General features: G+C 65.7%; 18 protein-coding genes. 6 read left to right on the top strand and 12 right to left on the bottom strand.

The genetic code is table 11. From position 1 onward, the window contains the following. Positions 1 to 40 precede the first annotated feature (40 nt). The 4 genes from LR961_RS10670 to LR961_RS10685 form a co-directional block, all read right to left on the bottom strand. Entirely contained in the window at positions 41 to 598 is a 558-nt protein-coding gene (locus LR961_RS10670; RefSeq protein WP_232148887.1) for a hypothetical protein, read from the bottom strand. Next, positions 598 to 1,725, bottom strand: coding sequence for a glutamine-hydrolyzing carbamoyl-phosphate synthase small subunit (carA, locus tag LR961_RS10675; RefSeq protein WP_232148889.1), 1,128 nt, complete (start codon positions 1,723 to 1,725; stop codon positions 598 to 600). The genes LR961_RS10670 and carA overlap by 1 nt, the downstream gene beginning before the upstream one ends. A 238-nt stretch (positions 1,726 to 1,963) precedes the next feature. After that, the gene (gene dapB / locus LR961_RS10680) at positions 1,964 to 2,695 is read right to left on the bottom strand and encodes a 4-hydroxy-tetrahydrodipicolinate reductase (RefSeq protein WP_232148891.1); all 732 of its coding nucleotides are present in this window, start codon (positions 2,693 to 2,695) and stop codon (positions 1,964 to 1,966) included. Between the two features lie 51 nt (positions 2,696 to 2,746). Then, positions 2,747 to 3,247, bottom strand: coding sequence for a hypothetical protein (locus tag LR961_RS10685; RefSeq protein ID WP_232148893.1), 501 nt, complete (start codon positions 3,245 to 3,247; stop codon positions 2,747 to 2,749). Between the two features lie 88 nt (positions 3,248 to 3,335). Between LR961_RS10685 and LR961_RS10690 the strand changes: the two genes are divergently transcribed. Continuing rightward, on the top strand, positions 3,336 to 4,097 hold the full coding sequence (locus tag LR961_RS10690) for a 3-oxoacyl-ACP reductase (protein ID WP_232148895.1): 762 nt from the start codon (positions 3,336 to 3,338) through the stop codon (positions 4,095 to 4,097). A 105-nt stretch (positions 4,098 to 4,202) separates the two neighbouring features. On the opposite strand, the gene LR961_RS10695 is transcribed toward LR961_RS10690, so the two are convergent. The 3 genes from LR961_RS10695 to LR961_RS10705 are packed head-to-tail and all read right to left on the bottom strand — an operon-like array spanning position 4,203 to position 6,558. Beyond that, positions 4,203 to 4,457, bottom strand: coding sequence for a DUF6587 family protein (locus LR961_RS10695; protein WP_232148897.1), 255 nt, complete (start codon positions 4,455 to 4,457; stop codon positions 4,203 to 4,205). Beyond that, positions 4,457 to 6,313 (bottom strand): ferrous iron transport protein B, encoded by a 1,857-nt coding sequence (gene feoB / locus LR961_RS10700; protein ID WP_232148899.1) that lies wholly within the window; start codon positions 6,311 to 6,313, stop codon positions 4,457 to 4,459. Before feoB ends, LR961_RS10695 begins: the two co-directional genes overlap by 1 nt. Next, positions 6,310 to 6,558, bottom strand: a complete 249-nt coding sequence (locus tag LR961_RS10705; protein ID WP_232148900.1) for a FeoA family protein — start codon at positions 6,556 to 6,558, stop codon at positions 6,310 to 6,312. Before LR961_RS10705 ends, feoB begins: the two co-directional genes overlap by 4 nt. A 124-nt stretch (positions 6,559 to 6,682) precedes the next feature. Here LR961_RS10705 and LR961_RS10710 point away from each other — a divergent pair, with 124 nt between their 5' ends. From LR961_RS10710 to yeiP, 5 genes are all read left to right on the top strand, one after another. Continuing rightward, entirely contained in the window at positions 6,683 to 7,471 is a 789-nt protein-coding gene (locus LR961_RS10710; protein WP_232148902.1) for an enoyl-CoA hydratase-related protein, read from the top strand. Between the two features lie 28 nt (positions 7,472 to 7,499). After that, positions 7,500 to 8,393 carry a hydroxymethylglutaryl-CoA lyase gene (locus tag LR961_RS10715; protein WP_232148904.1) on the top strand — a complete coding sequence of 298 codons (894 nt, stop codon included), beginning with the start codon at positions 7,500 to 7,502 and terminating at the stop codon, positions 8,391 to 8,393. Further along, on the top strand, positions 8,390 to 10,957 hold the full coding sequence (locus LR961_RS10720; RefSeq protein ID WP_232148906.1) for an EAL domain-containing protein: 2,568 nt from the start codon (positions 8,390 to 8,392) through the stop codon (positions 10,955 to 10,957). Before LR961_RS10715 ends, LR961_RS10720 begins: the two co-directional genes overlap by 4 nt. A 66-nt stretch (positions 10,958 to 11,023) precedes the next feature. Continuing rightward, entirely contained in the window at positions 11,024 to 11,794 is a 771-nt protein-coding gene (locus LR961_RS10725; protein ID WP_232148907.1) for an SDR family NAD(P)-dependent oxidoreductase, read from the top strand. 59 nt (positions 11,795 to 11,853) lie between these two features. After that, entirely contained in the window at positions 11,854 to 12,420 is a 567-nt protein-coding gene (gene yeiP / locus LR961_RS10730) for an elongation factor P-like protein YeiP (RefSeq protein ID WP_232148909.1), read from the top strand. Positions 12,421 to 12,621: 201 nt separating this feature from the next. Here the strand turns inward: yeiP and LR961_RS10735 are convergent, their stop codons facing one another. The 5 genes from LR961_RS10735 to LR961_RS10755 form a co-directional block, all read right to left on the bottom strand. Beyond that, positions 12,622 to 13,761, bottom strand: a complete 1,140-nt coding sequence (locus LR961_RS10735; RefSeq protein WP_232148911.1) for an ATP-binding protein — start codon at positions 13,759 to 13,761, stop codon at positions 12,622 to 12,624. Between the two features lie 15 nt (positions 13,762 to 13,776). Then, positions 13,777 to 15,624 carry a DUF4105 domain-containing protein gene (locus LR961_RS10740; protein ID WP_232148913.1) on the bottom strand — a complete coding sequence of 616 codons (1,848 nt, stop codon included), beginning with the start codon at positions 15,622 to 15,624 and terminating at the stop codon, positions 13,777 to 13,779. Then, positions 15,621 to 15,920 carry a DUF2388 domain-containing protein gene (locus tag LR961_RS10745; protein ID WP_232149323.1) on the bottom strand — a complete coding sequence of 100 codons (300 nt, stop codon included), beginning with the start codon at positions 15,918 to 15,920 and terminating at the stop codon, positions 15,621 to 15,623. The genes LR961_RS10740 and LR961_RS10745 overlap by 4 nt, the downstream gene beginning before the upstream one ends. Positions 15,921 to 16,011: 91 nt before the next feature. Then, entirely contained in the window at positions 16,012 to 19,158 is a 3,147-nt protein-coding gene (locus tag LR961_RS10750) for a multidrug efflux RND transporter permease subunit (RefSeq protein ID WP_232148914.1), read from the bottom strand. An 18-nt stretch (positions 19,159 to 19,176) separates the two neighbouring features. Further along, complete coding sequence (locus tag LR961_RS10755) at positions 19,177 to 20,316, bottom strand: efflux RND transporter periplasmic adaptor subunit (RefSeq protein WP_232148915.1); 1,140 nt, start codon at positions 20,314 to 20,316, stop codon at positions 19,177 to 19,179. Positions 20,317 to 20,327: the final 11 nt, after the last annotated feature.

The following is a 20,327-nucleotide window of genomic DNA, read 5'->3' on the forward strand; positions in this document are numbered from 1 at the left end:
CAGTACAGCGTGTCTGGGGGAAGTGATCGCACGCTGTCGATCAGGAAATCTGTTCCGGGTCCAACGCGACTTGGCACTCGCGCTGAAGCACCTCGGCCAACTGCTGGCCAATGTCTTCGGGCAACTGGCTGTCATCGCCAAACCCGCCAATGAACTGTTCAAATGCAGGAGTGCCCATGAAAGCGGCAATCTTCTCCTTGCTGGCTTCACCCGGCTCGAAGCCGGCCGCGCTGTCGTCGCCACTCATCTCGGCGGCCGATGCCTGGAAAGTACGTGCCATGTCGCCGCCGGCGGGCGTGGCCAAGAAGGCCTTCCACTCATCGATCAGCGTCTGGCCATCCGCGCCAAGCTTGTCCACGACGATCTGCTGGAACTGCGTGTCCATCAGTGCTGAAGCCTGGGTGGCCGCACAGGCCTGGGCCTTGGCATCCAGCCCCTGCAGCTGCGGCACATTGCCGACCAGCGTGGTGGCTGCATCCTGGCCCAACCGGCCCATGCCCAGTTCCTGCATGATCCGGCCGACATCGGCGCGGCTGGCCGGTGCGGCATTCGCACCAGCGGCCAGCAGCAGACCCAGCGTCAGCGCGATGCCACGCATCAGGCCTTGGCCCCTTCCATCAGGGTGATGAAGCGGTCGAACAGCGGCGCCACGTCGTGCGGGCCGGGCGAGGCTTCCGGGTGGCCCTGGAAGGAGAACGCCGGTGCGTCGGTCAGCTCGATGCCCTGGATGGTCTGGTCGAACAGCGAACGGTGGGTGACGCGGACATTGGCCGGCAGCACGCTTTCGTCGATGGCGAAGCCGTGGTTCTGCGAGGTGATCATCACCCGGCCACTGTCGATGTCCTGCACCGGATGGTTGGCACCGTGGTGGCCGTGGCCCATCTTCATGGTCTTGGCGCCCGAGGCCAGGCCCAGCAGCTGGTGGCCCAGGCAGATGCCGAAGGTCGGCACCTTCTTGGCGACGAACTCCTTGATCGCGGCGATCGCGTAGTCGCACGGTTCCGGGTCACCCGGGCCGTTGGACAGGAACACGCCGTCCGGATTCATCGCCAGCACTTCGGCGGCCGGGGTCTGCGCCGGCACCACGGTCAGCTCGCAGCCGCGTTCGGCCAGCATGCGCAGGATGTTGGTCTTCACGCCGAAGTCGTAAGCCACAACCTTGAACTTCGGTTCGGCGCGGACAAATTCGTTGCGGTCCAGGTCCAGCTGGCCATCGGCCCAGCCGTAAGGCTTGTCGGTGGACACCACCTTGGCCAGGTCCATGCCCTTCAGGCCGGGGAACTTGCGGGCCGCTTCCAGCGCCTTTTCAACATCGATATCGCCAGCCATCAGCGCACCGTTCTGGGCGCCGCGCTCACGCAGGATGCGGGTCAGCTTGCGGGTATCGATATCGGAGATGGCGACAACACCGCGCTGGATCAGCCAATCCTGCAGCGAGACCTGGTTGCGCCAGCTGCTCGGGCGGCGCGGCACGTCACGCACGATCAGGCCGGCGGACCACACCTTGGCGGCTTCGTCGTCCTGGTCGTTCATACCGGTGTTGCCGATATGCGGGTACGTCAGGGTGATCATCTGCCGGGCGTAGGACGGATCGGTCAGCATCTCCTGATAACCGGTCATGGCGGTGTTGAACACCACCTCACCCACGGACAGGCCGGGCGCGCCTACGGATTCGCCCTCGAATACGGTGCCGTCTTCGAGCACGAGGATTGCGGCTTGGGTCACGGGAATCTCACTTTGGCTACCGGGGGACTCCGAAGCCACGCCTGCGTCCACGGCAAAAACCGGTTGCAAAAAAGCGCGGACGGCGGTCTGTGACCGGTCCGGCTGACGTGTTTCGGCGAGCGGGAATTGTACTGGCATGGGGGGCGCCAGCGCCAGCGTCCCGTAAGGCTTTCCTTCAGCCCGCGATGCGGACAGGAATCAGGGGAAGGCGCCAGGCACCTCCCCCATTCAGCCGCGCTCAGGGGGTGACGGCCAGCCCGACCAGATCCCGCACCCGGTAACGCCCCGGAGCGCGCCCGTTCAGCTGACGTGCCACGTGCAGAGCACCGCGGGCGAAGATATCGCGATTGGAGGCGCGATGGACCAGTTCCACCCGTTCGCCCAGCCCGGTGAACTGGACGAAATGCTCACCGATGATGTCGCCGGCACGCAGGCTGGCATAGCGCGGCTCGGCCCCGCCCTGCACTGCCGATTCACCCAGGGTCAACGCGGTGCCCGAAGGCGCGTCCTTCTTGTGCACATGGTGGGCCTCGACGATGTCGCAGTCCCAACCCGGCAGCGCCGCAGCGGCGCGTTCGACCAGATCGGCCAGCACGGCCACGCCCAGGCTGAAGTTGGTGGCCCATACCAGCGCAATCCGCTCGGCCGCCGCCGACACAGCGGCCTGCTGGGCATCACTGATGCCGGTGGTACCGGAGACAAACCCGGCACCGCGCTCGGCGCAGAGCGCCAGCACCGGATCAAATCCTTCCGGCAGGCTGAAGTCGATGGCCACATCAAACGCCGGCACGCCAGCCAGCTCACTGGCGGCAAAGTGCGGTATGCCGTCGACCACGCGCTGCGCCGGCAGTTTGCGCACGACGGCGGCCACCACCTGCAACGAAGGATCTTCCGCTGCCAGGCGCAGCAAAGCCTGGCCCATGCGGCCGGAGGCACCGTGAATCAATAAACGTGTGGGAGTGTTGTTCATGGGGCGCAAGCTACCGCTTCAACCTTGGCGCAGACAAGCGCCGCGTCGGGCTCACTGTGTGCCACCGGCATGAACCACACCCACGCTGCTGACCAACTGGGTGCGCCAGCGGCGTCGCTCGATCGTGTCCCGATTGCGGCTGACCAGGCGCATGCCGGCCATGTCCAGGGTCGAGGTCATCTCGACCTTGGCCTGCTCGCCATCTTCAAACAGGGTGATGCGTTTGATCTGCTGTTCATAGCGGATCGGCGAATAGCCGCCCATCGCCTCGCGCAGCTGCTGCATGGCCTTGGTGGTCTGAGCCACCTCCTCGCAGTAACGCTGCTTGTCCACGTCCTGCTCGATCTGCCCGGCTTCGGTCTTGAGCACGGACGCCTGCCGATAGCCATCGGCCAACATGTCGCACAAGGCCTCGTCATCGCCTTCCAGCAGCGCCTGCTCGGCCTGAGCATAGAACGCGCGCACCTGCCTCTCATCCAATGAGTTGCCACCCCAGCAGTAGATCCCGCCTGCAACCAGCAACAGCACAAACAGCGACAAAAGAACCTTCATCCAAGACTCCCTCCTTGCTTCCTGCAATGTCGCCGAGTGTATAGCGGCTGCTACCCTGCCCGCACCCGATGTCCCTTCCCGGTTCTGCATGAAAATTTCCGACCAGCTTGTCCTCGTCACTGGCGCCAGCCGCGGCCTTGGCGCTGCACTGGCCCGCGCATTCGTGCGCGAAGGCGCCAGCGTCATCATCAATTACTGCAACAGCCAGGCTGCCGCCGAGAAGCTGGCCGCCGAATTGGGCCAGCGCGCGCTGGCCCTGCGTGCCGATATCCGTGAACGGCCCCAGGTTGACGCCATGGTCGCGGCAGCCGGCGCTCACTTCGGCAAGCCGGTCAGCAGCGTGGTCAACAACGCGCTGGTGGATTTCTCATTCAACGGCGACGCCCGCGCCAAGGCGGACAGCATCCTCTGGCAGGATTTCAGCCGCCAGTTCGAAGGCAGCGTGCGCGGTGCATTGAACACGGTGCAGGCGGCCCTGCCGGGCATGCGCACCCAGAGATTTGGTCGCGTCATCAACATCGGCACCAACCTGTTCCAGAACCCGGTCGTGCCTTACCACGACTACACCGCCGCCAAGGCCGCACTGCTCTCGCTGACCCGCACCCTGGCCGGCGACCTTGGGCCGGACGGCATCACCGTCAACATGCTCTCCGGCGGCCTGCTGCGCACCACCGATGCCAGTGCCGCGACGCCCGAAGCGGTGTTCGACTACATCGCCGCCAATACGCCATTGCGCGAAGTCACCACGCCCGAGCAATTCGCCGATGCGGCGCTGTTCTTCGCCTCACCCTGGTCGCGCGCGGTGACCGGACAGAACCTGGTTGTCGATGGCGGCCTGGTCCGCGACTGACGCAGCGACCGACGCACTTGCCCGGCACCAACAAAAACCCCGCGCTCAAATGGGCGCGGGGTTCTTGGATAGAACAGGAACGCCGGCAATGCCGGCGCTCTTGTTTCAATGTTGCTTGGGCGGGGTGGGCCCGCAGCTGCTGCAGCCGCCGCAGGCACCTGCGTCACCCGACGGCGGCGGCGCCAGCTTCCGCCCCCACGCCTGCATCCGTGGCGAGCGCTGCGGCTTCACCAGCCACAGCGCCAGCGCGCCGCGCACGCGGCGCACAAAACCGGGGAACTGCTTCTTCAGCACCACCCATGCACTGACCAGCACGGCCAACGCGATCAGCAGATATTGAAGCAGCAGGCCCTTGTCCATCAGCCCGCCCCCAGCGCCACAGCCACCTGATAGGTGACCAGCGCAGCAAGATAGGCCGCCGCGAACAGGTACACGGTGGCAAAGGCCATCTGCTTCCACGAGTTGGTCTCGCGCTTGATGGTGGCCAGCGTCGAGATGCACATCGGCGCGTAGATGAACCACACCATCAGCGACAGTCCCGTGGCCAGCGTCCAGCCATCACTGATCACCGGGGTCAGCGCCTGGATGGCCGCATCATCGTCCGCAGCCGAAAGCGCGTAGATGGTCGCCAGCGAGGACACCGCCACTTCGCGTGCGCCCATGCCGGGAATCAGCGCAATGCAGATCTGCCAGTTGAACCCCAGCGGCGCGAAGATCACCGCCATCGCATGACCGATCTGGCCAGCGAAGCTGTAATCGATGGCCGGCATGGTTGCGTTCTCCGGTGCCCCCGGGAACGAGAGCAGGAACCACAGCAGGATGGTCAGCGCCAGGATGATGCCGCCCACGCGCTTGAGGAAGATCATGCCGCGCTCGTACAGGCCCACGGCCAGATCACGCGGGTGCGGCATGCGGTAGGACGGCAGTTCCAGCATCAACGGATGCTCGCTCTTGTCACGACGGAACTTCTTCATCGTCCACGACATGATCAGCGCACTGGCGATGCCCGCCACATACAGGCCGAACAGCACCAGTCCCTGCTGGTTGAACATGCCCCACACGGTCTTCTCAGGAATGAACGCGCCGATCAGCAGCGCGTATACCGGCAGGCGTGCCGAACATGTCATCAGCGGCGCCACCAGGATGGTGGCCAGCCGATCACGCGGGTCCTGGATCGAACGGGTGGACATGATGCCCGGCACCGCGCAGGCGAAGCTGGACAGCAGCGGGATGAACGAACGCCCCGACAAACCCGCCGCCGCCATCATGCGATCGAGCAGGAACGCAGCGCGCGGCAGGTAGCCGGACTCTTCCAGCGCGAGGATGAAGAAGAACAGGATCAGGATCTGCGGCAGGAACACGATCACGCCGCCGACGCCGGCAATGATGCCGTCCACCAGCAGACTGCTCAGCGGACCTTCCGGCAACGCGGTGCCGACGGTTGTACCCAGCCAGCCGAACAGCGCTTCAATGCCATCCATCAACGGTGTGGCCCAGGCATACACCGCCTGGAAAATCAGGAACATCACCACCGCCAGCGTCAACAGGCCGAACACCGGATGCAGCAGCCAGCGGTCCAGCGTGTCGTCGATCTTGCCGGTGCGGGCCGGCATCTGTACGGCGGCGGCCAGGATTTCGCGGACCTGCGCGTGATGGTCCTCACCTGCAACGGGCGCAGGCACCGGCAGTGATGCCAGGTGCGGCACCAGCGCGTCGATCCGCTCGACCAGCGCCTTGGCACCATTGCGCTGCACGGCAACGGTTTCCACCACCGGCACGCCCAGCGCCTGCTCAAGCGCGGGCACATCGATCTCGATGCCACGACGACGCGCGGCATCGACCATGTTCAGGGCCACGATCATCGGCTTGCCCAGCTCGCGCACTTCCAGCGCGAAACGCAGGTGCAGCCGCAGATTGGTGGCGTCGATCACGCACACCAGCGCATCAGGCGCGGGCTCGCCCGGGTAGAAACCCCGGCACAGGTCGCGGGTGATGGCCTCATCCAGGCTGGCCGGCTGCAGGCTGTAGGCACCCGGCAGATCCAGCACCGCGTACTCGCGTCCGGACGGGGCACGCATGCGGCCCTCCTTTCGCTCCACGGTCACGCCGGTGTAGTTGGCCACCTTCTGGCGACTGCCGGTCAGCTGGTTGAACAACGCGGTCTTGCCGCTGTTGGGATTGCCGACCAACGCCAGACGTGCGATCGATTCACTCATGCGGGCACTCCTTCCTGGCGGATCTGCACACGACCAGCCTCACTGCGACGCAGCGCAAAACGGGTGAAGCCCACCTGGCACAGCAGCGGCTCGCCGCCGACCGGGCCACGCGCCACCAGGCGCACTTCTTCACCGTTTACGAACCCCAGCTCCCGCAACCTGCGGGCGATGGCGTCATTGGGGTGCAGATCCTGTACGTTCTCCACGCGGGCGGAGACATGCAGCGGCAAATCTGACAACGTCACTGAATGGGCCCCTACGATGAGTTGATAAGAATGGTTATCAATTCTAGCATCGCCGCGCCGCGTCATGGCGTCCTGCCCTGGTAACGCTATGATTCGGCGGATTTTCCGTGAACAGGCTTTACCAATGAGCGACGCACTGCTCGTGCAACACCAGGGCGCAGTCGCGACCCTGTCCCTGAACCGGCCGGAACTGCACAACGCGTTCGATGCCGAACTTATCCGGAACCTGACCGATGCATTGCAGGCGCTGGGCGCCGATCCCGCTGTGCGTGCCGTGGTACTGGCCGGCACCGGCGCTTCATTCTCCGCTGGCGCCGACCTGCAATGGATGCGCGCCATGGCCAGCGCCACGCAGGACGAGAACCGCCTGGACTCGCTGGCACTGGCCCGGCTGATGCGCACCCTGGACGAACTGCCCAAGCCGACCATCGCCCGCGTGCATGGCGCCGCCTTCGGTGGTGGTGTCGGTTTGGTGGCCTGTTGCGATATCGCCATTGCCGCCGAAGGCGCGCGCTTCGGTTTGACCGAAAGCCGGCTGGGCCTGCTGCCTGCGGTGATCTCACCTTATGTGATCGCTGCCATTGGCCCGCGCCAGGCGCGGCGCTGGTTTGCGACCGGCGAGCATTTCGATGCGGCCACAGCGGGGCAGATCGGTCTGGTGCACCAGGTGGTGGCTGCCGACGCGCTGGACGCCGCCGTGCAGGCGCAGTTGAACCTGCTGGGCAAGGCCGGGCCGGTTGCTGCGGCCTCGGCCAAGGTACTGGTCCGGGAAGTCTGTGCTGCCGCCGGCGATCGCGATGGACTGGACCGCGCCAACGCCGGCCTGATCGCCGCGCTGCGTGCATCCGACGAGGGCCGCGAGGGCCTGTCGGCCTTCCTGGAAAAGCGCGCGCCCGTCTGGGCCAGCAAGTAATCCCGCCTACGCACTGCCCAGGAACCCCATGAACGATTTCGTCCGTATCGTCGAAGTAGGCCCACGTGATGGCCTGCAGAATGAAAAACAGATGGTCGCCACTGCCGACAAGATCGAGCTGATCGACCGGCTTTCGGCCACCGGCCTGCGCAGCATCGAGGCCACCAGCTTCGTCAGCCCCAAGTGGGTCCCGCAACTGGCCGACGCCGCCGAGGTGTTCAGCGGCATCCAGCGCCGCGCCGGCATCAGCTACCCGGTGCTGGTCCCCAATGAGCAGGGCTACGAACGCGCCCTGGCCGTTGGGGTGCAGGAAGTGGCGGTATTCACTGCCGCTTCGGAGCAGTTCAACCGCACCAATACCAATGCCGGGATCGACGAGTCGCTGCAGCGTTTCGAGCCGATCCTGGCAAGGGCCAAGGCCGATGGCATCAAGGTGCGCGGTTATGTCTCCACGGTGCTGGGCTGCCCCTACCAGGGCCAAGTGCCGCTGGCCGACGTGGTCCGGGTGGCCGTCCGCCTGCACGCAATGGGCTGTTACGAAGTATCGCTGGGCGACACCATCGGCGTCGGCACTCCGCTCAAAGCCCGCGCCATGCTCCAGGCGGTCGCCGCGGAAGTGCCGGTCGCCGCGCTGGCCGTCCATTTTCACGATACCTACGGGCAGGCTCTGGCAAACATAGCCACCTGCCTGGAGGCTGGTGTGCGCGTGGTCGACTCGGCGGTGGCCGGCACCGGCGGCTGCCCCTATGCGCGCGGTGCAAGTGGTAATGTCGCCAGCGAGGACGTCGTGTACATGTTGCATGGAATGGGGATCAGCACCGGCATCGATCTGCCGGCGCTGGCCGCCACAGGGAACTGGCTGGCCGAACGGCTGGGCCGGCAGACAGGCAGCAAGACCGCAAGGGCATTGACGGTGTCATGACAGGGTCCGGCCAGCGCATAGTCCACGACGAGGGCGAGCATCCTGCTGCCCATGTCGATGCGCTCGCCGGTCTTGAGCACGCCCTGCACCAGCCGTTGCCACTGCACCTGCAGCCCGTGCTGCAGGCCGCCCATGACGCCCTGCGCGAGGCAATGAACGAACGCCAGTCCGCGCAGCGGCGCTACGAAGCCCTGTTCGACGCGGTGCCGGACCCGGTCAGCATTCTCAGCGCCACCGGCCAGGTACTGGATGTCAACGCTGCCGGCGTGCACGCCTACGGCCGCAGCCGTGAGGAAATCGTCGGCCAACCGATCGAACTGCTCAACCCGGACCTGCCGGCCGACCACCTGGAGCCGGTCTGGGAAACCCTCAAGCGCGGCCAGACCTACGTGGTCGAAGTCACCAACATGCGCGGGGACGGCAGCCGCTTCCCGGTGGAAGTCCATTCGGCCGCCTTCGAACACGATGGCCAGCCCTGCATCGTGGCCGTGGCCCGTGACCTCAGCCGACGCTGGCAGGCCGAAACCCGCTATCGCCTGCTGCTCGAATCCATCGACAAGGGGGTGATGCTGTTTGACCGCAACCTGGGCATCGTCTCGGCCAACCCGGCCGCGCACCGCATTTTCAACACCGGCATCACCTCCCCCCGCAAGCTGCCGCGTGATACCGAAGAATGGATCACCGTGGACGAACACGGCCGCCGCCTGAGCATCGAGCAATGGCCGGTGTCGCGTGCCTTCCGCGACGGGCGGATCATCCCCAGCACCATCATCGGCCTGTTCCACCGGCCCCAGGGGCGCATGATCTGGATATCGATCACCACCGTGCCGGTGTTCTCCTCCGACTGCGCCCTGCCCGACCATGTGTTTTCGCTGTTCAGCGACATCACCGAACTCAAGCGCGACCACGCCCTGTTCGACCGTGCGCAGTCACTGGCACATATCGGCGGCTGGGAATGGGACCGGGGCCAGCAACGTCTGTACCTGACCGGCGAGGCACAGCGCATCCTCGGCCAGCAGCATCCCCCCGAAGACCTGGAGCAGCTGCTGGCCTGCCTCAACACCACCTCACGCCAGCAACTGAGCCTGGCCATGGAGCGGGTCGTCGAGCAACGCAGTGGTTTCGAACTGGAGCTGCAGGGCCAGCACGCCGATGGGCACAGCTTCTGGATCCGGATGATCGGTGAAGTGGAACAGGCCGATGTCGCATCCAACCGCATCGCCGGCACCCTGCAGGACATCACCGAGCCAAAGCACGCGGAAGAAACCCTGAAGACCCAGGCGCGCACCGATCCGCTGACCGGCATCATGAACCGCGACGCCGCGCTGACCGACCTGGAAGCACGCCTGAGCAACCCTTCGCACGCCGAAGTGGCGGTGCTGTACATCGACCTGGACCGTTTCAAGACCGTCAACGATGTGCTCGGCCACAACGCCGGCGACCAGCTGCTGATCGAAGCCACCCGCCGCATCCGTGACGCCGTGGGCACCGAAGGCCTGCTGGCACGTTTTGGCGGCGACGAGTTCGTGGTGATCTGTGATGCACGCGATCAACCCCAGCGCCCCGAACAGCTTGCCGAAGCCATCACCGAAGCCTTCACCACGCTGTTCCAGTTCGGCCAGGACGAGTTCCCCGTCACCACCAGCATCGGCATCGCCCGCGCGCCCCGGCATGGGCAACGGCCACAACAGCTGATCCAGAATGCCGACCTGGCCATGTACGAATGCAAGCGCCGCAACCGCAATGGCTGGCTGGTGTTCTCGCCCGACATGGCACGGCGCCAGCGTGACCGGCTGCAGATCGAGAGACGCCTGCGCAAGGCACTGGAGCGCAATGAGTTCCGGCTGGTTTACCAACCGCAGGTTGAGCTGCAAAGCGGCCGGATCATCGCCTGCGAAGCCCTGATCCGCTGGCGCAACCGCCAGCTTGGCGAACTGCGCCCGGACATCTTCATCAGCCACGCCGAGAACACCGGCGACATCGTGCGCATCGGTGACTGGGTCCTGCACCAGGCCTGCCAGCAGGTACGTCGCTGGCAGGACCAGGGTCTGGGGCTGATCCGCGTGGCAATCAATGTGTCCTACCGGCAGTTCAACGGCGACCGCCTGGCCCGCCAGGTGCGCGACGTATTGGACGAATACGGCCTGCCCGGCGCGGCCCTGGAGCTGGAATTCACCGAACGGGTGCTGATCGAGGATGCACCTTCCACCCTGCGCACCTTCGCCGAGCTGCGGCAGATGGGCGTGGTGCTGACCATCGACGACTTCGGCGAGGGCTACAGCGCGCTCAATTACCTGCGCAATCTGCCCATTCACGGACTCAAACTCAGCAAGCTGTTCATCAGTGGCGTGCCCCACAACCGTTCCGACGTCGCCGTCTGCGAAGCGGTCTGCGGCATCGCCCGCAGCCTCGGCCTGGGGCTGGTAGCCGAGGGCATCGAGTCCGAGGCACAGCGCCAGTTCCTGCTCGGGCTGGGAGTGCCGGTGGGACAAGGCTTCCTGTTCGCCCCCGGGATGTGCCCGGGCGAGTTCGCCCACACCCTACCCCGCCAGCCGCAGGTCTGATCGGCCGCGTTCCCGGCAGCGGCCATCGGCTAGAATCGGCGGCTCATTTTTCGCGGGATCGTTCCAATGCAGCTGTCCTCCGTTCGTGCCGTCATCACCGGCGGCGTCTCCGGCCTTGGCCTGGGCGTGGCCCAGTTCCTCGTCGCCAATGGCGGCAAGGTCGCCCTGTTTGATCTCAACGACGAGAAAGGCGCCGCTGCCGTGGCCGAACTCGGCGCCGACAACGCCCGTTACTTCACCACCAACGTCACCGACGAAGCCGGCGTGGCCGCCAACCTGGCCGCTGCCAAGGAATTCCTGGGCGGCTTGAACGTGGTGATGAACTGCGCCGGCATCCTCGGCGCCGGCCGCGTGCTGGGCCGCGAGGCCGCCATGCCGCTGGCCAACTTCCAGACCACGGTGATGGTCAACCTGGTCGGCAGCTTCAACGTGGCCAAGGCCGCCGCCGACCTGATGCAGCACAACGAAGCCAACGCCGACGGCGAGCGTGGCGTGATCATCAACACCGCCTCGGTGGCCGCCTATGAAGGCCAGATCGGCCAGGCCGCCTATTCCGCCTCCAAGGGCGGCGTGGTCGGCATGACCCTGCCGATGGCGCGCGAACTGTCCCGCTTCGGCATCCGCGTGCTGACCATTGCCCCGGGCGTGTTCTGGACGCCGATGGTCGATGGCATGCCGCAGAACGTTCAGGAGTCGCTGGCCGCCTCCATCCCATTCCCCTCGCGCCTGGGCCAGCCGTCGGACTTCGCCAGCCTGGTCGGCCATATCATTGGCAATACCTACCTCAACGGTGAGACTATTCGCCTTGACGGTGCCGTGCGTCTGGCACCGAAGTGATCCAGCTGCGGGCGCCCACAAGGCGCCCGCCTCCGTTTACCCCAACCGACTTTCCAAGCATGAAAGCCAACGACATCAAGAAAGGCAACGTCGTCGAGTACAACAACGGCGTCTATCAGATCCGCGACATCGAGCGCAGCTCGCCGCAGGGTCGCGGCGGCAACGTCCGCTTCCGTTTCATCATGTACAGCGTGCCGGGCGGCAACAAGCTCGATGCCAGCTTCGACGCCGACGACAACCTGCCGGAAGTCGAACTGCTGCGCCGTCAGTCCACCTATTCGTACATGGACGGCGATGCCTTCGTGTTCATGGATGACGAGGACTACACCCCGTACACGCTGGACGCCGAAGTGATCGGCGATGACGCCGGCTACATCACCGAAGGCCTGACCGGCATCTACGTGCAGGTGATCGACGACCAGCCGGTGGCGATCCAGATGCCGCAGCACGTCACCCTGGAAGTGGTCGAGACTCCGCCGGAACTGAAGGGCGGCACCGCCACCAAGCGCCCGAAGCCGGCCAAGCTCAACACCGGCATCGAGATCATGGTTCCGGAGTACATCACCAACGGTGAGCGCATCCTGGTCAACACCACGACCGGCGAGTTCGGCGGTCGCGCCGACTGATTGCCCAACCAAAGCAGCCCCGCCATCACGCGGGGCTGTTTCGTTGCAGAAGCCGTTCCCTTGTAGGAACAGCTTCGGGGCTGTTTTTTTGTAGGAGCGGCTTCAGCCGCAAAGCTGTTGATGCAACCGCTGGCGGGATCTGCTCAATTGCAGGCACCCCGCGACCGGTAGTCTGGGGCAGCTTCGCGGCTGAAGCCGCTCCTACGACACGCCAGCGGCGTGGCTTGCCAGCGCCGGGAAATACATCGACACCGCAGCACCGCCCATGGCGGACGTGCCGATCGCGGCAACGCCACCGGACTGTGCGGCAAAGCCCTGCACCTGGCTCAAGCCAAGCCCACTGCCCTCTTCCACGTCCTTGGTGGTGAAGAACGGCTCGAACACGCTGTGCTGGATCTCCGGCTGGATGCCAGGGCCGCTGTCGCCGACGCTCACGCGGACAAACTCCGCAGCTTCCGCGCCGTGCAGCGACAGGGTTTCCACGCCCACCTCCAGCATCACCCGGCCTACGCCATGCATGGCGTCGCGGCTGTTGCTCAACAGGTTCAACAATGCAGCCTCCAACTGCCCCACATCAACCAGAACCGGCGGCAGCCCCTGCTCGACGTGGATCCGCAGGTCGATGCTGTCGCCACACACACTCTGATACAGCTCCATTGAACCCTGCATCAGCTCGCCCACATCACTGACCTGCGGCACAAGCGTCGTGCCGCGGCCAAAGGCCAGCATCTGCCGGGTCAACTGGGTGCCACGCTCCACCGCGCGCTGGGCGATGTCCAGGATGCGGCGGGCGCTCTCATCACTGGTGCGACGTGCGGCGAGCATTTCCAGGCTGTTGCCGATCACGGACAGCAGGTTGTTGAAGTCGTGCGACAGATCCAGTGTCAGCTTGCCCATCGCGTCCAGACGTTGCGCGCCCAGGCTGACTTCGCGCGCCTCGCGCACACGTTTCTGTGTATGGAAGAAGCCGGTGATGTCACGGACCACTGCCATCACCCGCGGCGCGGCGCCATCGTGCACCCGCTCCAGCATCAATGAGGCACGGAACCGTTCACCATCCTTGCGCACCATCGCCAGCCCGACCTGCTCAAAGGTCTGCGTAAGTGCCTGGGCAAGTGCCTGTCGGTCCGCGCCACGCTCCAGGTCAGGCTCACTGAAAAGACAGGCGTAGTTGAGTCCACGCAGTTCATCGACGCGGTAACCGCAAACCGCTTCCACACCGGCATTGCAGCCCAGCACCAAGCCTTCAGCATTCAGCTGAAGCACGGCGTAGGAGCGCAGTTGCATCAGATCCTGCAACAACGCTGTTTCGTCCTGCATATACGGGTTACTGCTCGTCATGCCCAAACACACTCTTTACAGATGGCTACTGCCGCCGGCCGCACGGCCCGGCACCAGGGCCGTACCGTGGTGCAAGCGTAACTGTTGCCGCAGATGATCAAGGTTTGCCTCGGTAGCGGCAACCCGTTTGCGCTGGTCGGCACCCAGCAGATCCAGTGCGCGTGCGCGCAACGCCTGCCATTGGCCGCTGGCCATATCGCTGTCATCGACAACCTGCCGGCGCAGCGCCTCGCGCTCACCGGCCACAGGGATTCCGTAGCCGTCCGCAGCCCAACTACCCGGTGCCAGCAGCAGACCCGCCTGCTCCATCAACGCCTTGAACTGCGCAAGCTCCGCAGCCATGCCGGCGCCACTGAGCAACCGCCGCTTCAACACTTCGCGCGCCTCCAGCTCCTGGCGCCGCCATGCCGCCTGCTCCAACAGCAGCATCGCCGCCAGCACCTGCGTGTCGGCCTGCTGCATCCACGCACGGCGACTGTCCGGCGGCAACGCCAGCCATTGTTCGACCGACGTCGCGGGCAGAGAGGGCAATGCATGCCGCATCACCTCGAACACCTGGGCGTAATGACCCGCTGCCGATTCGAAGTAATAACCCGCACTGATGGCCTGTTGCCGCTGCTCGGGCACCTGCGCCAGCAACGACTGCCGGCGCAACCGTCGCAGCAGACCGGTCGGCGTGATCGAACTCAACTGTGCCTGGGCCAGGCGCGGCACACCGTCGTTGAGCAGCTTCCAGGTCTCCACCGCGCAGTTGTTGCTGACAAAGAAATAGCGGCCGTCATAACTCCAGTGCAGTCGCGCTGCCTGCTGCAGTAACTGCTCGATTTCCCGGGGCTGCAATGCCAACGGCGTGGACGAGAGCCCGCGCAGCTCAACCTTGGTGTACTCCTCCACCACCCGGTTCAGTGGCAGCACGAACAGGCGCGAGGGATAGGAGCCGGTAAGCCCGCGCCAGCTGGAAATCTGTACGTCACCGACGAACGCGCGGAATGAGAGCACCCGGTGATGCTGCAGGTCCATCCGGCACGCCGGGCCCGGCGTGCGCCCCGGTGCACAGATCACCAGGCGCAGCATGCTGTGACCCCAGCGACTCATCAGCTTGTCGTTGCCTTCGGCCAGCAGATAGTCGACCTGGTAGACGCGTGCCGGGTCCAGTTCCAGCAGCTCGGCCATGCCGTCGCGCTCGCCCGCCTGCAGGAAGGGCAGGCCGCCGTCACAGCGGGACGCCGGCAGCGCTGGGGCTGCGCCAAACTGCGATTGGTACCAGGCATGCAAGGCCGGACGACGGCAAAGGAAGTCCGCGTCTAGGAGATAGTGTTCGAAGTTGACCGCGAAGAACTCGACCGGGCTGTGCAGCTCGTAGCGATCAGGGCTGCGCAGCGAAAACGCATTGCGCCCCCGGCCTGGCAACAACGGCCGTTGCTGCCAGCCGGCCACATCAAGGAAACGCGACTGCCCGGACCAACCGCCGGCGCCGGAACGATCCAGCGCATGCGCCAGTTCGTGGATCAGCGCCGCACGTGCATCGTGCCAGGCGGCATCCCGGCTGGAATCTGCCGAAGCCAAAGCGGATAACAGGCGACGGTCCAAACCCAGCGTTTGCCCGCGCGCCCTGCCCCGCACATGTTCGGGCAGGTCCTGCCGCCAACGCAGTTGCAGTTGCAGCGGCACGCGCTGGCGCAGCTCCGCGGGAAAACGGTCGAGCACGTCACTGATCAGCTGCTGGCTGAGCTGGGCCTCGGCTGTCGTCAGCCCCTGTTCCGGTACGTCCAGCTGCAGGGCGGCATGGGCTGGCCACGCCGCGATCAGGCCGAACAGCGGCGCCAACAGCCGCACTCGCGGCGGCCGGCGCACTGCGGTCACAGCGCCAGGATTTTCCGGGCCAGTTCCATGTCCGAAGCCTGGCGTGCGCCAGCGTCGTTCTCGCGCAGGTGGATCAACGCCGCCTCCAGCCATGCGCCACGAATGGCACCGTTGCTGGCGACAAAGCCGGCGGCATCTTCGCGGGCATCCAGCACCACCTTGTCATCACCGGACGAGCTGCCGGATGAATTGGAAGAAGCACCGGACGCGGAGCCGGCCGAGGTCCCGGCAAAGCTGGAAGCAAACACCGAGATCGGCAGGGCGAACAGGGCACAGAGCAGGATCGAACGGATCATCGGCAGGTCGGCGTGGCGTGGAAAGATGCGCAAGAGTAGCCGGCCACGGGTTTCAGGTCGAACAGTGAGACCGCGCGCATGAGCCGCATGTTCAGCTTCCGTGCGGCTCTGCGCCCCCCAGCCCGGCAGCGCCAACGGCGCCGCGCTTGCGCCGCAGCCGTTGCTGCACCTTCTGCACCACCACATAGAACACCGGCACGAAGAACACCGCCAGTACGGTCGCGCTGACCATGCCGCCGAACACACCGGTACCGATGGCCTGCTGGGTTTCCTTCGACGCGCCCTGCGCCAGCATCAGCGGTACCACGCCCAGCGCGAAGGCCAGCGAGGTCATCACGATGGGGCGCAGACGCAGACGCGCCGCTTCCAGTGCCGCATCCACCGTGTCACGCCCCTGCAGCTGCAGCTGCCGGGCGAACTCGACGATCAGGATCGCGTTCTTGGCCGACAGGCCGATCACCGTGATCATGCCCACCTTGAAGAACACATCGTTGGGCATGTCACGCAGCAGCACCGCCGCCACCGCGCCCAGCAGGCCCAGCGGCACCACCAGCATCACCGCCAGCGGGATCGACCAGCTCTCGTACAGCGCGGCCAGCACCAGGAACACCACCAGCATCGACAACAGCAGCAACCACGGTGCCTGGGCGCCGGACTGACGCTCCTGCAACGATTGGCTGGTCCACTGCACCGCAAAGCCAGGTGGCAGCTGCGCGGCCAGACGCTCCATCTCGGCCATCGCCTGCCCGGTGGAAACGCCCTCGGCCGGTGAGCCGGACAGGTTCATCGCGGGGAAGCCCAGATAGCGCTGAAGCTGCAGCGGCGCCTTGACCCATTCGGTACCGACCAGTTCGGACAGCGCCACCATGCCGCCGTCGGCATTGCGAACGTACAGACGCAGCACGTCTTCGATTTCCATGCGGTGCGCGGCGTCGGCCTGCAGGATCACCTGCTGCAAGCGTCCAGCATTGGGAAAATCGTTGACGTATTGCGAACCCAGCGCCGCCGACAGCGTGTTGCTGATGTCGGTGAACGCAACGCCCATCGCCTCGGCCTTGGCACGGTCGATGTCCAGCCGGATGCTGCTGCCCGAAGGCAGCCCGTCGGCGCTCACTTCCGACAGCAACGGACTTGCCTTGGCCAGCTTCAGCAGCTGTTGCAGGGCGGCGTCCAGCTGCGCCTGGTTCTGCCCGGTGCGCGCCTGCAGCACCAGGCTGAAGCCCGACGAGGTTCCAAGGCTGTCGATGGCCGGTGGCATCACGCTCATCACCTCGCCCTCGGCCACCGTTGCCATCGCCTTCTGTGCCGCCGCTACTTCCGCCGCCACGGTCGCCCCGGTGCGCTCGCTCCAGTCCTTGAGCATGGTGTACGCCATCGCCGCGCTCGGGCCGGAGCCGGCAAAGCTGTAACCCATGATCGATTGGTTGGAAGCAATGTCCGGCCGTGAGGCGACATGCGCCTCGTAGGCCTCAACCACCGCCAGCGTACGCTCGGCAGTGGCTTCGGCCGGCAACTGGATCGAGGTCATGAAGTAGCCCTGATCTTCTTCCGGCAGGAACGCACCCGGCAACCAATACAGGCCCAGCAGCAAGGCCAGCACCAATGCAGCGAACACGCCCATCACCCGTCCGGCACGACGCAACACCATGGCAACGCCGCGCTCGTAACGGCCGGTCATGCGTTCGAAGCCACGGTTGAACATGCCAAACAGTCCGCCGCGATCATGATGACCGCGCGTGCTCGGGCGCAGCAGGCTGGCACACAGTGCCGGCGTCAGGCTAAGCGCCAGCACCGCCGAGAACAGGATCGACACCGCCATCGACACGGTGAACTGGCGGTAGATCGCCCCCACCGAACCGCTGGCGAACGCCATCGGGATGAACACGGCAGTCAGCACCAGGGTGATGCCGATCACCGCGCCGGTCAGCTCACGCATCGCCTTGACCGTTGCATCGCGCGGCGACAGCCCTTCCTCGGCCATGATCCGCTCCACGCCTTCCACCACCACGATGGCGTCGTCAACGATGATGCCGATCGCCAGCACCATGCCAAACATCGTCAGCACGTTGATCGAGAAACCCGCCGCCAGCATCACCGCGAACGTGCCCAGCAACGCGATCGGCGCCACCAGCGCCGGGATCAGCGTGTAGCGCCAGTTCTGCAGGAACAGGAACATCACCGCGAACACCAGCGCCATTGCTTCCAGCAGCGTCTGCAACACCTTCTGGATGGAGATCTTGACGAACGGCGCGGTGTCGAACGGTATGCTGGACTCCACCCCGCGTGGCAGCAGCGGCTGCAACTCCGCCATCCGCTCGCGCACCGCCGCTGCGGTTCGCACGGCATTGGCGCCCGGGCGCAGCTGCACACCGGCGGCTGTCGCCGGATGGCCATCCTCGCGCGTTCCCCATGCGTAGCTTTGTGCACCCAGCTCCACGCGGGCGACGTCGCCCAGCAACACCCGTGAACCATCGGCACCGGCGCGCAGCACGATGTTGCTGAACTGCTCGGGCGTGGACAGCTGACCGTCGGCATTCAACGGCACGGTCATGCGCTGACCAGGCACGCTGGGTGAGTCACCGATGCGACCGGGAGCGATTTCCAGATTCTGCTGTTCGATGGCATTGGCCACGTCGGTCACGGTCAGGCCGTAACCGTTCAGTTGCGACGGGTCGAGCCAGATACGCATCGCCTGCTCGGCACCGAACAACTGCACGCGGCCGACGCCGTCGATGCGACGCAATTCCTCGATGATGTTGCGGGCCATGAAGTCGCTGAGACCGGCTTCATCGATGCTGCCATCCGGCGATTTCAGGCCCACCAGCATCAGGAAGCCGGAGTCGGCCGCTTCGACGTACAGCCCGTTCTGGCGCACGCTGCGCGGCAGCCGCGGCTCGATCGCCTTGATCCGGTTCTGCACGTCCACCTGCGCCATCTCCGGATCGGTGCCGGGCACGAAGGTGGCGGTGATCGAGGCCTCGCCGGAGGTATCCACCGACGATTCGAAGTACAGCAGATGCTTGACGCTGGACAGCTCGCGCTCGATCAGCCCCACCACCGCATCATTGAGCGTCTGCGGGCTGGCACCGGGATAGCTGGCGTAGATGCTGACGCTCGGCGGCGCCACCGCCGGGTAGCGTTCGACCGCCAGACGCGGAATGGCCAGCACGCCGGCCAGGACAATGAAGATCGCCAGCACCCAGGCGAATACCGGGCGATCAATGAAGAAACGTGCCATGTCGATGTTTCCCGGGACTCAGCCGATCTTTCCGGTGGCAACGGCAGTTGCCGGTTGCTTCCAGTCCTGCGCCTGCACCGCCACGCCTTCCTGCAGCCGTTCCTGCCCTTCCACCACTACCCGCTCACCACTACGCAGACCGCTGCGCACCAGCCAGTTGCCGCTGACGCTGCCGTCCAGCTCCAACGTGCGGATCACCGCCTTGTCGCCCTGGCCGATCACCCATGCGTACGCCTGACCGCCGGCACTGCGCAGGACTGCCTGCTGCGGGACCAGCAATGCGCTGGAAGGCGCTCCACGCGGCACTCGCGCCCGCACGAACATGCCCGGCAACAACTGGCGCTGCGGGTTGTCCACGAGGATGCGCAGGATCACATCGCCAGTGCGCGCATCCACGTTGATGCCGGAAAACAGCAGCCGGCCACGCTCGGCGTGAAGCTTGCCGTTGGGGCCGATGATGCCAACCGTCACGCCCTCCCCGTCGGCCGCACCACGCTGCAGCAGCTCCAGCTGCGATGCGGGTCGGCGCACGTCCACATAAACCTGGTCGATCTGCTGCACCACCGCCATCGGCTCGGCATCGGCAACGCCGACCAGGGCGCCTTCGCTGACCAGCGTCTGGTCGATGCGCCCGGATATCGGGGCACTGACCGTTGCATAGTTCAGATCAAGCTGGCGTCGCACCAGGATCGCCCGCGCCTCGGCCACAGCTGCCCGCGCCTGCTGATATTCGGCGTTGGCATCGTCGCGATGCTGGTGGCTGACCGCCTGTGCATCGGCCAGCGTCTGCAGGCGCTGCCACTGCACCCGACTGCGGGTCATTGCCGCCTCGCTGCGCTGCAGGGCCGCCAAGGCCGAATCGACATCGGCGCGGAAGGCTGCCGGATCGATCTGGAACAGCGGCTGGCCTGCCTGCACCTCCGCGCCCTGATCGAACTGACGCTTGAGTACGATGCCGCCCACCTGCGCACGTATCTGCGCGGTGCGGACCGCAGCCACGCGCCCCTGCAGCTCATCGTCGCGCTGCACCACCTGCGCGCCCACGGCCACGACACTGACCCGGGGCGGCTCCGGCGGGGGCGGAGTGGGTGTTGAACAGGCCGTCATGGTCAAGGCAAAGGCTGCGACCAGCGCAACCGGGGTCCTGAAGGTTCTCATTGCTGCACACA

This window comes from Stenotrophomonas sp. SY1, from assembly GCF_021202945.1.
GTDB lineage: Bacteria > Pseudomonadota > Gammaproteobacteria > Xanthomonadales > Xanthomonadaceae > Stenotrophomonas.

Bases quoted from the DNA above. Each gene is read 5' to 3' on its own strand.
- LR961_RS10670 (WP_232148887.1), bottom strand. From the start codon at position 598: ATGCGTGGCATCGCGCTGACGCTGGGTCTGCTGCTGGCCGCTGGTGCG.
- dapB (WP_232148891.1), bottom strand. From the start codon at position 2,695: ATGAACAACACTCCCACACGTTTATTGATTCACGGTGCCTCCGGCCGC.
- LR961_RS10685 (WP_232148893.1), bottom strand. From the start codon at position 3,247: ATGAAGGTTCTTTTGTCGCTGTTTGTGCTGTTGCTGGTTGCAGGCGGG.
- LR961_RS10690 (WP_232148895.1), top strand. From the start codon at position 3,336: ATGAAAATTTCCGACCAGCTTGTCCTCGTCACTGGCGCCAGCCGCGGC.
- LR961_RS10695 (WP_232148897.1), bottom strand. From the start codon at position 4,457: ATGGACAAGGGCCTGCTGCTTCAATATCTGCTGATCGCGTTGGCCGTG.
- feoB (WP_232148899.1), bottom strand. From the start codon at position 6,313: ATGAGTGAATCGATCGCACGTCTGGCGTTGGTCGGCAATCCCAACAGC.
- LR961_RS10710 (WP_232148902.1), top strand. From the start codon at position 6,683: ATGAGCGACGCACTGCTCGTGCAACACCAGGGCGCAGTCGCGACCCTG.
- LR961_RS10715 (WP_232148904.1), top strand. From the start codon at position 7,500: ATGAACGATTTCGTCCGTATCGTCGAAGTAGGCCCACGTGATGGCCTG.
- LR961_RS10720 (WP_232148906.1), top strand. From the start codon at position 8,390: ATGACAGGGTCCGGCCAGCGCATAGTCCACGACGAGGGCGAGCATCCT.
- LR961_RS10725 (WP_232148907.1), top strand. From the start codon at position 11,024: ATGCAGCTGTCCTCCGTTCGTGCCGTCATCACCGGCGGCGTCTCCGGC.
- yeiP (WP_232148909.1), top strand. From the start codon at position 11,854: ATGAAAGCCAACGACATCAAGAAAGGCAACGTCGTCGAGTACAACAAC.
- LR961_RS10735 (WP_232148911.1), bottom strand. From the start codon at position 13,761: ATGACGAGCAGTAACCCGTATATGCAGGACGAAACAGCGTTGTTGCAG.
- LR961_RS10745 (WP_232149323.1), bottom strand. From the start codon at position 15,920: ATGATCCGTTCGATCCTGCTCTGTGCCCTGTTCGCCCTGCCGATCTCG.
- LR961_RS10750 (WP_232148914.1), bottom strand. From the start codon at position 19,158: ATGGCACGTTTCTTCATTGATCGCCCGGTATTCGCCTGGGTGCTGGCG.
- LR961_RS10755 (WP_232148915.1), bottom strand. From the start codon at position 20,316: ATGAGAACCTTCAGGACCCCGGTTGCGCTGGTCGCAGCCTTTGCCTTG.